9 protein-coding genes are annotated in these 9819 nt (G+C 44.2%); all 9 read right to left on the reverse strand.

The annotated features are described in order from the left end of the window. Positions 1-600: 600 nt before the first annotated feature. A complete protein-coding gene (locus QT974_RS25210; RefSeq protein ID WP_333471146.1) occupies positions 601-1992 on the reverse strand; it encodes a hypothetical protein in 1392 nt (463 codons plus the stop codon). Positions 1993-2164: 172 nt separating this feature from the next. Further along, complete coding sequence (locus QT974_RS25215) at positions 2165-3268, reverse strand: site-2 protease family protein (RefSeq protein WP_333471147.1); 1104 nt, start codon at positions 3266-3268, stop codon at positions 2165-2167. A gap of 214 nt (positions 3269-3482) precedes the next feature. Further along, the gene (locus tag QT974_RS25220; protein WP_333471148.1) at positions 3483-5123 is read right to left on the reverse strand and encodes an AAA family ATPase; all 1641 of its coding nucleotides are present in this window, start codon (positions 5121-5123) and stop codon (positions 3483-3485) included. A 283-nt stretch (positions 5124-5406) separates the two neighbouring features. Then, complete coding sequence (locus tag QT974_RS25225; protein WP_333471149.1) at positions 5407-5691, reverse strand: DUF2470 domain-containing protein; 285 nt, start codon at positions 5689-5691, stop codon at positions 5407-5409. 183 nt (positions 5692-5874) lie between these two features. Then, positions 5875-6210 carry a type II toxin-antitoxin system PemK/MazF family toxin gene (locus QT974_RS25230; protein WP_333471150.1) on the reverse strand — a complete coding sequence of 112 codons (336 nt, stop codon included), beginning with the start codon at positions 6208-6210 and terminating at the stop codon, positions 5875-5877. A gap of 2 nt (positions 6211-6212) precedes the next feature. After that, complete coding sequence (locus tag QT974_RS25235) at positions 6213-6431, reverse strand: hypothetical protein (RefSeq protein ID WP_333471151.1); 219 nt, start codon at positions 6429-6431, stop codon at positions 6213-6215. 138 nt (positions 6432-6569) lie between these two features. Beyond that, positions 6570-8735 carry an SPFH domain-containing protein gene (locus QT974_RS25240; RefSeq protein WP_333471152.1) on the reverse strand — a complete coding sequence of 722 codons (2166 nt, stop codon included), beginning with the start codon at positions 8733-8735 and terminating at the stop codon, positions 6570-6572. Between the two features lie 139 nt (positions 8736-8874). Further along, positions 8875-9507 (reverse strand): response regulator, encoded by a 633-nt coding sequence (locus tag QT974_RS25245; RefSeq protein WP_442933214.1) that lies wholly within the window; start codon positions 9505-9507, stop codon positions 8875-8877. A gap of 132 nt (positions 9508-9639) precedes the next feature. Further along, on the reverse strand, positions 9640-9819 hold a 180-nt coding region (locus QT974_RS25250; RefSeq protein WP_333471153.1), incomplete at its 5' end, for a hypothetical protein.

The raw sequence follows: 9819 nt of genomic DNA on the forward strand, positions 1-9819 counted from the left end.
GGGGGATGCGAGGGGGATCTCCGGGCATAAATAGTGTTAAGTAAACCGTATTGAAATATAGCAGTGGACAGTGGACAGTGGAAAGTTGACAGTTGACAGTTGCAGAACGGGAATCAAATCATTGAGCGAGTACGGGTATCGGCTCTATTCATGAAGTTATTTACGTCCTCACCGATGTGGCGGTTGCTATAGTAGAGGTTTTTCCCAATAATACAACAGTATTCGTAGTGTGCGGATAGTGCAAAAAATCCATAAGAAAAGATCGAAAATCTGGGTGCATCTCAATGAGTGCAAATATACTCGTAGGGGCTATAGCATTTCGGCAGTAAATCTCTGATTCTGACTCATAAATTATGTGCCGAAATGCTATAGCCCATGCCAAAATGAGATGCACCCAAAAATCTGACGTATCCGCACCTTATTCTATTTGTGGTACTCGTAGAACACAATTTGTTTTAACTGAGTTAAATGGAGAGTTGTTTGCTCAGGCGATGTATCAGGTGCGGATTTATCAGATTGCAGATTAATTTTAGGGATTTTTTACAGTATCCGTACCCTACGAATCCTTACGGCTGATGACTGATGACTGATGACTGATGACTAATCTCGATTTTTTGGGATTGGTTTGTGTTGAGAAAAAACTCGCCAGTGATTGAGGTCAACAGACAACTCTTCTTCTTGGTTATTATCTGACATATTCACTAAATTGTATTTAACATTTTCTCCATAAATAGTTAGAGCAATCTGGCAAACTTCTAAAAAATTAATTAGCCACTGAGATTCAGCAGCAGATTTATCTTGATAGTAGGTAATTAGTCGAGCCAAACAAAGTTCTAAATAGCTTTGGGAATAGGGCGAAATTAAAATTATTTTTAGCATCAAAATTGCTAGTGTTAAAGGATTTAGCTGAGTGGCGAAAATTAAAAATAAGGCTGTGGGTTCCCCGGAATTTTCCACAATTAAATTTTTGATTAGATAGTTGCAAGTTCTGAGCAGCAAGCCAGTATTTAAAGCTTCTCTGTCATTTTCTGTATTAAAATTATCTAAGCTATTAATGAGTTGTTGGTGATAAATGTCAGAATTATAAAATTTACGATCGTAATAACATAAATAGTTCATCAGAGCTTCCTTAAACTGCTTGTAGGTAATATTTTGACTCTGTTGGATAAAAATATTGGCTAAGCTGCGATAGTTCAAGGAGCCTCGGTTGACCAAAATAATTTTGATCAAACGCAGGGCTTCATCTCCTAGAAGTGTGGGGTTGTAATAATTTTTAAATTTGAAGGTGGCCGACTGAGAGCGAGATGTATACATTGCTAGGTCAAACTTGTACTTATCTTTTAGCTGCTGCGACAATAGTTTGGCAGTTTGACGTGCTTCGAGGGTATTTTTAGTATCGAGATATTGAGTGGCTAGCAAATAAGGCTGATAGCGAGAAGTCCAGTGCTTTTCTAGGGGCTGGTAGTCGCCGTACTTGAATACAAATAACTTGATCTCTTCATATTCTGGGCTGCTCACAAAGTTTGTTAGCCACACTCTTAGTATTTTAAGAAAGTTGTCCGCTTGGGGTTCGGTGAGGGTTCTCTCGCTAATAATTGTAATTAAGTCCTTAGCAAGTTCGTATTTTTTGTAGCTGATCCAGTTATTTAATAAGATGTAACAGCAGCGTTTAAATAAGTTGTTAAATTCAAGCTGACTGTCAAACTCAATTATTGTCTCTAAAGCTTGGATTAATTTCGGGTTAGCTGGCGGACTCAGTTCGATAAATATTTTTTTAAATTGCTGCAAAACTACTTCGGATGCCGAGTTGTTGATGCGATCTATCAAAAATTTGTAAATAATATCTTGAGCCGCGGAAACAGTCAACTCTGATTTTTTTAATTGAGCTGTTGGTTGAGGCGCCAGAGCCTCGGGTAATATATTGTTGGTAATATCGGGCAGAACTTTTGACTTTTTGGTTTCGGATTGAGAGGAAACGTCCTGAGATGGCATAGCGTCCTCGCTCAGATGATCAATACACTATTATATTCATAGTCGCTGATTTACAGCTAATAATTTAGTATTTGAGTAGATTTTTGGGTGGTTACAATTAAGCCCCCCGATCGCCCTTTTGGTAAGTTGCGATCGAGGGGGCTAATTGTTATTTGTCAAGTATCTGAGGGTGTTATGCGGGGTTGGCTTGAGCTCGTCTTTGCAGCAGGCGGGCAATTTCGGCTTTTTCTACGAGTCCGACGAGGACGCCGTTTTCGCGAATTACGGGGAGCTCTTGAACTTTCAGTTGTTCGAGGAGGCTGACGACTTCGAGGAGGGATAATTCGGGTTTGACGGTGGTTGAAAATTCGATCGGCTTCACGAGCTCTTTAACTTGAACTTGAGGCCAGCTTCCGGTGGGGATGGTTTTCATGTCGTCAAGGTCGATCGCCCCTACCAATTGTCCCGCATCATCGGTAACTAAGAATCGGCGCCAGGTGTGAGTGCTACCGATGACGTAGTTGTTGGCAAATTCTCTGAGGGATAAGTTTTCTGGGACGATCGGGCTTTCGGGGGTCAAAGCATCTGCGACTGTCAGCCCTGCTAGTTGATTTTGGACTGTGGCGTATTGTGCAGACTGTCCGGCATTTTGCAGCAAGAACCAACCGATTACTAGATTCCAAATATTGCCGAAGATGCCTGTAGCAATGGCAATCCAGCCAATGATTTGACCGACGCGGCTAGCAAAAATTACGCCTTTGTAAGGGTTGCCGGTAATCTTCCAGACGATCGCTTTGAGGATGTTACCACCGTCGAGGGGCAAACCGGGAATTAAGTTAAATAAAGCTAAAGCTAAGTTGATGGAAGCTAAAAGTTGAACGATGGCTGCTGCGGGGCCTGTGAGGCCTGCACCCACGCCGATAACTGTTAACAAACCAGCCAAAAATAAGCTAACCAACGGGCCTGCAATCGCTACCCAAAATGCTTCGGCTGGGGTTTTAGATTCTCTGTCTAAATTAGCCAGTCCGCCAAACATAAATAGCGAAATCGATTTGACGCCAATTCCCTGTTTGATAGCTACCCAACTATGTCCCAATTCGTGGGCTAAGACGGAAGAAAATAATAGTAACGCCGAGAGTAATCCTAGCAGCCACGGTGCTACGGGGCCCAAGGTGGGAAATAGGCCTGCTAATGCGCCGCCGTATTGCCAAGTTACTAAACCGAGGACTAAAAACCAAGAAGCGTTGACATAAAAGGGAATTCCAAACAGGTTGCCGACGCGAATTGTATTATTCATAATGACGACCTATGATATTATGGGTGAGACTTTTTCTGTCTCTGTTTCCTTATTGTAACGAAAGGTAACTGAGATGTTAATGCTTCAACTAGGGTGTTATCCGTCTGGGTCGGTTCGGTTTGCGGAATAATCACTGTCGAGTCAGGTTCGATCGTTCGGACTTCAGTCCTCTGAATTAAGGACTCGCATTCGGAACGCTCGAACCGAAATTAAGTTAATTATCGATCGCATCTTCACCCAGCGGCTTGCTGTAGCGCTTCAATTCCTCAATCAATCGAGTATCGTTAGAAGCTGTTCTCGCGCCCGCTTCGGCAGCCCACTGCTTCAAATCTTCAATTTGCGATCGCGCGATCGCAGCTAATGGTACTGTATCCTCGATCGACCTCAGAACATCCTCCGTCATCAAATCCCGGCGCTGGCCGTTCACAAAAGTGCCAAAAGCCCGGTACAATCCATCAATCACCACTTGCTCGATTTCCGCACCGCTAAAATTCTCGGAAGACTTTGCCAAAACCTCCAAATCAAACTCGCGCAATCTAGTCGGGCGCAGACGCTGTAAATGCACCTTAAAAATATCTTGGCGTTCCGATTCCGAGGGTAAATTCAAAAAGAAAATCTCATCAAACCTGCCCTTTCTCAGCAACTCAGCGGGCAAAATCCGCACGTTATTTGCAGTGGCCACAATAAACACCGGGCTGGTTTTTTCCTGCATCCAAGTGATCAAACTGCCGAATACGCGGCGCGAAGTTCCCGAATCGCCGTCGCCGCCGCTGATAATGTTGCCGAAGGCTTTATCTATTTCATCGATCCACAAGACGCAAGGTGCGATCGCCTCTGCCAATTGTATCATTTGTCGAACGCGGCTTTCGCTTTCCCCGACAATGCCGCCGAACAATCTGCCAGTATCCAAGCGTAACAGCGGCAAACGCCATTCGCAAGCAATAGTTTTCGCCGATAAAGATTTGCCTGTTCCTTGAATTCCTACTAACAAAACGCCCTTGGGATTGGGTATACCGTAGCGGCGCGCCTCGTCAGTAAAAGCATCTTGCCGCATCTTTACCCACTGCTTCAAATTCTCCAATCCGCCCACATTTTTGAGGGATTCTCGGGAGTTGCAAAACTCCAAGATTCCGGTTTGGCGAATTGCTTGTTGTTTTTCCTCCAAAACTCCGTCAATATCTGACTCGTTAATTTGCTGTTTGGCGGCCAAAGCTTTAGCTAAAACGCGCCCGATCCGAGCGCGGCTCAAACCTTGACAAGCTTTCACTAATTGTTCTTTTGCTAAACCGCTCACTTGCAACTGTTCCGGCTTTTCCACAACGTGGGAAATTAAATGATTGATTTCTGGGACGTTGGGTAAAGGGAAATCAATTACTGTTACTTCTTCTTTCAATTCTTCCGGCAATTCTAGGGCGTGAGATGTGAGGACAATGGTTTTTTTGCTGCGCTTCAATTCTCTGTTTAAATTCCGCAATTCCCTGATTACTGGGGCATTTCTTTCGGTGTAAGGAGCTCTCAAAATTGGGTGTAAATCTCGCAGTACAAATATGGTATATTCTTCGACAGCGGTCTTGCCGATGCGATCGAGCGCTGCCATTACTGAACTTTTTCCAGAACCGTTATCTTCCCAGCCGCGCACGATATCCCAGAACAATACTCGGCGCGCGGGTGTTACTTGCAGCGCTACTTGGGCAATTACAGCTTCGACTGGTTCTTCTTCGGCGCCGACAATGTACAGCAGGGAGTAGCGGGCGCGAATCATTAAATCTAGTCGCTTTACAAGTGCATCAAAAGGGTTGTTTTGACTTCCATTGATGGCATCTAATTCTCTGGATTCGGAGTCTTTTTTTGTCATTTTATTTGATATGTTAGATGTCAACTTAACTTGATTAAATATCTTGTTTGTAGTCAGGAATTTAGTTTTTTTTTAAGGATTTCAGCAAGCTCAAGGTTTGTACTAAGGATGTTAGTTTTTTTAATAATTTAAACGGACTAAAGTGGGTACTACGAACGAGTTTTGAAATTATATTAAACTAAATGTTTGCAGTCAGGACTTTAGTCTTTGTCAATAATTTAAACAAACTAAAGTCCGTACTGCGAACGAACCTTGAAATTATAACAGAATAGGGAAAATTTGGCTACTTAGCAGCTTTTCTGGCTTGTTTTACCATATCGATCAGAGTGTGGTGAGCATCTTCGGCATCTGCTAAAGTGCGATCGAACTTTACTCTCACAGGTACTGTTTCGCCGTTGACTTGAGCGGTTAAATCCATGCCGTTGGCATCGATAGCGAGCATTTGAGCGGATGTCGCCTCGGCTTTGCCGCCGTAGGCTTGAGCGTACAAAACTACGGCGCTAGCGTGATCGTCGTTCATATGAGTGCAGATGCGATCGCTAATTTCGGTCGAAAACTGGTCTGACATGGGGATTCCTTATATGCAATATTGCGATCGATTGTACTGCGATTGATGTAAAAAGTTCAATTGCGATGAATTTCCTCAAGAGTTATGAGTTATAGTATTAGAAATAATTCAGGAGTCAGGAAGAATAAAAAAAAATAAAGATGAAAAACTCGCTTGGCTTATATCGAACTACTCAAAACATTATCATTCCAAATCCGCAAGAGCGACTTTCAAACAAGCACGAACCTCCTTCCAGTCACGTTCCGACAGATGACCAATTAGAACTAAGTTGGAAGATGGCGGTAGAGTGACAATAAAACTGCGAAAAACTGAAGCGACTCGTAAACCCGCTGTTGCCCAATCTTGGAGTATATAATCAGTTACACCTAAAGCTGTTGTCTGTGTAGTCAGGAGTCCAGCTATTACATCGCGGCGGGTTGTGTTATAGGTAACTGATGATAGAATTACAGCCGGACGACGTTTAATGCCAGTGACACCAGGAAAATCTACTGTCACCACATCACCAGGATTAAAAGACACTATTAAATATCCTCATTTTCAGGAAAAATGGTGGCAGCGTACTGCAAAGAAAATGCCGTCAGATCGAGTTTATCTTCTTCAGTCCAAGTCTCGCTTTCATCGACAACCGATAGATTGTGCTGCACCAAATCGTTGAGAATAAGAGTTGCCAAGTGCAGTCTATCCTTTGGTGAAAGGGTAGACAAAACGCGATCGTAAACTTCTCGAACAGTAGTTAACATAGCAAATCCTCCTGCTTCTGATCTTATGGAAAACTTAGGACAGGTTGATTTGATTATAGCTCAAAAATAGATTTTAGATACCCTGAGTTCTTTAAAAAGTCAGGGTATCTAATTATTCTATCCTACAAACTGTACAGCCTAACTGAAAGATCGATCGTCAAACGGCAATTCATCAAACAGCGAATCAATATCGCGATCTGAATTCGCAACAGGCGACGAATTAGCGCGAGATTCCGGGGACTTAACAGCATTCACCTTAGCTACGGGTAACTTAGCCGCAGGTTCCGATTTTTCCAACTTAACTACAGGCAATTCCCCGCCATTCCCGCCATTTTTACCCGTTTGATTCCACATCATCATTCCCAGCAAACCGTCAACCAAACCGCCGCCGCTACCGTTACCGCTAACCGCAACATCCGGGACAACTCGCACGTGACTGTCGCCGATAATTTGCATTAACTGCAAAGCCGTATAACCGGAACCTCCCAAAGCGACAACACCCGCGCGATAAGCTTCAGCTTGAGCAGTTCCTTTCACCCGAATCGACTCAGCTTCGCCTTGAGCTTGTTTCACCTGAGAATTCGCTTTTAACTCAGAAATCTTCACGCCTTGTTCGGATTTTACCATCTCTTGCTGAATCTCGGCTAAAGCTGTTTCTCTGACCAATTGTTGTCGCTGAGTTTGTGCTATTTGCTGCACTTCATATGTCTTGCACTGTTCCTCAGCAATTTTGCGGTCTGTTTGAGTTTGCATCAACTCTGCGGGCGGTAAAATATCCCCGATTAAAGTGTCAATTGCTTGCACGTCGTAGGTGCGCAAAGCTGCTTTGATATACTCGGCGGCTTCTGCTTGTCTGCCGCTTCTGGCTGAGAGAAAGTCTAAGACTGAATAAGCTTGAGCTGAGTTGCGGAAATAATTGCCGATTGTCGGCTGCAAAACGTGGTCTACTAAATTCTGCATGGAACCGACGCGAGAGATAACTTTCGGAGCATCCAAAGCGCCGACGTGAATGATTTGAGCTACTTCTAAGTCGAAGGCAAAACCGTCTTGAGAGCGCACTGTTAAAGATGAAAGTTTAGAGTCGTAACTGTGGCGTTCTGTTTTACCTGACCAGTTCAATACAATATTAGTAGTTGGTACTAATTCTACTTTCAAAATGCGAGTGTTCAGCGGATGTTTCCCTGGATAAAGAGGTGTCACCCATACGCCTTTGTTACCCACATTTACTAAGTTTCCGTGGGTAAAAGCTGCACCGCTGACATCTTCTGAGGTTTTGCCGACATAGGAAATCACGGCGCCCACATAGCCGATCGGGATTTCGGTCATCACCACTTGGTCAACTCCGACAAACCAAGGGTTTAAGTTCCACGAACCGGAAAGCAAAACCTGTTCCTGCAAACCGCGCCGCCCGCCAGCAGTGATAAATTTTTGTGCGTTTTGGAAGTTATCATGATTCGGAATAATCGGCCCAGCTATTTCGCCATCTTGAATCGGAACGCCATCATAAGTTGTGACAATTCCCACTTTGTCCGGGGCAATTGTGTAGAGTTTTAACTGTTCGGCTGTCATCCCATGTTTGGGAGCATTTGCTGCTGTAATTACGGTAAATAATGCCGTGTTAATTCGATAGCTACCGCCAGTCAAGATGCCGAGTTGTCTGCCTTTTTCGCCGCCTTCTTTCAGAAATTTGCGAGCATCTTGAAAATTGTCGCATTCTGTGATTTTCCCGAGGATGCGCTGCGGCGGATTCGACTCGCCGCCTGCTGCGATAACTAAACCAATTTCGCCTTGGGGAACTATCGTCAAAGATTCTTTGCGGACGTTGTATTGTAAAGGCCAATAACCCCAATGCCAACCGGGGGGCAAAGTATCAGCTTGATATCCGGCTTCTCCGTTTAAGGCAATTAAATCTCCTGGGGGTAAAGCTTTGCCGTTGAAGCTGAACTTTTTACTGACAATTCCTACTTCGCGATCGCCAATTACGACTAATCCGCCAAAAAATAACGGTAGCACTAGAACAATTATCATACTGCCGATCGCGATCGGGATAAATCCGCCCGCATCGAGCTGCATTGTCTGCACGGGAAGAGTGGTGCGCAACTGCCCTAGCTGCAAGCTAGAATCAGGTTTTGCTGCTAGCTGGGTCGAGGTTTGAGTCGCAGGGGGGATATCGCCAGCAGCTAATACCGGCGAGGGTTTCAAACTGGTTGTTGCACACAGGGCTAAAGATGCCGAAACAGCGGCAGCAAACTGTTTTAAAACGCGAACTTTGACTTGAGATTTGGGCAAAAGTGAATAAAGCATTTTTTTGATAAGAGCTAATTTGTCCTATTAGCTCTACCTTAGCCTTGCTCAAAAGTTTTGACGGAAAACTTAAGGTCTTATTTTTCATTACTTGCCCTCATAATAGTCATACTTATCAGTAAAAATACTCAGAAGTAAACTACAGGCTGACAATCCCGCGTTTTAAGGCGGTAATGGCGGCTTGCGTGCGATCGCTCACTCCCATCTTGCATAAAATATTGTTGATGTGAAACTTGACGGTACTTTCGCTGATGTGCATGACTTGACTAATCTCGTGGTTGCTTTTACCCGCGACAATCAGGCGGATGACTTCCAATTCGCGATCGCTCAATTGAGCGTTGTCCATGCGATCGGCTAGTTTTGCACCAACTGCGCTGGGAATGTACTTTTTACCGCTAACAACAGTGCGAATTGCCAAAAAAAGTTCGTCAGGTTCCGCATCTTTCAGCAAATAACCTTTAGCACCAGCCCGCAGCCCGCGATAAATATCTTCATCGCCATCATAAGTAGTTAACACCACAATCCGAGCCTTGTCAAATTCAATACAAATAGCGGTAATCGCCGCGACTCCATCCATTTGTGGCATTCGCAAATCCATTAGCGTTACGTCGGGCTGATATTCGCGGAACAACGTTAATGCTTCCTCTCCGTTGTTAGCTTGGGCGACAACAGTTAAATCTGGTTCTTGTTCCAGCAAAGCGGCTAAACCTTGCCGCACAATTGCATGATCGTCTGCAATTAAAACGCGAATCATATTTGATTGTTGAATCATGTTGTTGCCCTGTTAATTTTATCAAGAAGAACCAGCAGCCAAATCGATCTATCTTCGCCTCGCCGTGGGACACGGCATTGCCCTGTCCCTACTTGGAATATGCGGTATTATATCAAGTTAGATCGAGGGCGATTAGATGTCGGGGACGGTCAACACAATTTGTAATCGATCGTTCATAATTTGTAATTGAAATCCCTTTAAAAGTACAGTCCGACACTCCGACAGTCCGACAGTCCGACATTCCGACATTCCGACACTCCGACAGTCCGACAGGGAATGAATTCCCTGTCTCATAGCGAAAGTCCTCTCAAA

The sequence above is a fragment of the Microcoleus sp. BM001215392 genome, assembly GCF_036700185.1.
GTDB lineage: Bacteria > Cyanobacteriota > Cyanobacteriia > Cyanobacteriales > Microcoleaceae > Microcoleus.

What these genes read in the sequence shown, in the direction of transcription:
- QT974_RS25225 (WP_333471149.1), bottom strand. Translation starts at nt 5,691, where the DNA reads ATGTCAGACCAGTTTTCGACCGAAATTAGCGATCGCATCTGCACTCAT.
- QT974_RS25245 (WP_442933214.1), bottom strand. Translation starts at nt 9,507, where the DNA reads ATGATTCAACAATCAAATATGATTCGCGTTTTAATTGCAGACGATCAT.
- QT974_RS25215 (WP_333471147.1), bottom strand. Translation starts at nt 3,268, where the DNA reads ATGAATAATACAATTCGCGTCGGCAACCTGTTTGGAATTCCCTTTTAT.
- QT974_RS25210 (WP_333471146.1), bottom strand. Translation starts at nt 1,992, where the DNA reads ATGCCATCTCAGGACGTTTCCTCTCAATCCGAAACCAAAAAGTCAAAA.
- QT974_RS25220 (WP_333471148.1), bottom strand. Translation starts at nt 5,123, where the DNA reads ATGACAAAAAAAGACTCCGAATCCAGAGAATTAGATGCCATCAATGGA.
- QT974_RS25240 (WP_333471152.1), bottom strand. Translation starts at nt 8,735, where the DNA reads ATGCTTTATTCACTTTTGCCCAAATCTCAAGTCAAAGTTCGCGTTTTA.
- QT974_RS25235 (WP_333471151.1), bottom strand. Translation starts at nt 6,431, where the DNA reads ATGTTAACTACTGTTCGAGAAGTTTACGATCGCGTTTTGTCTACCCTT.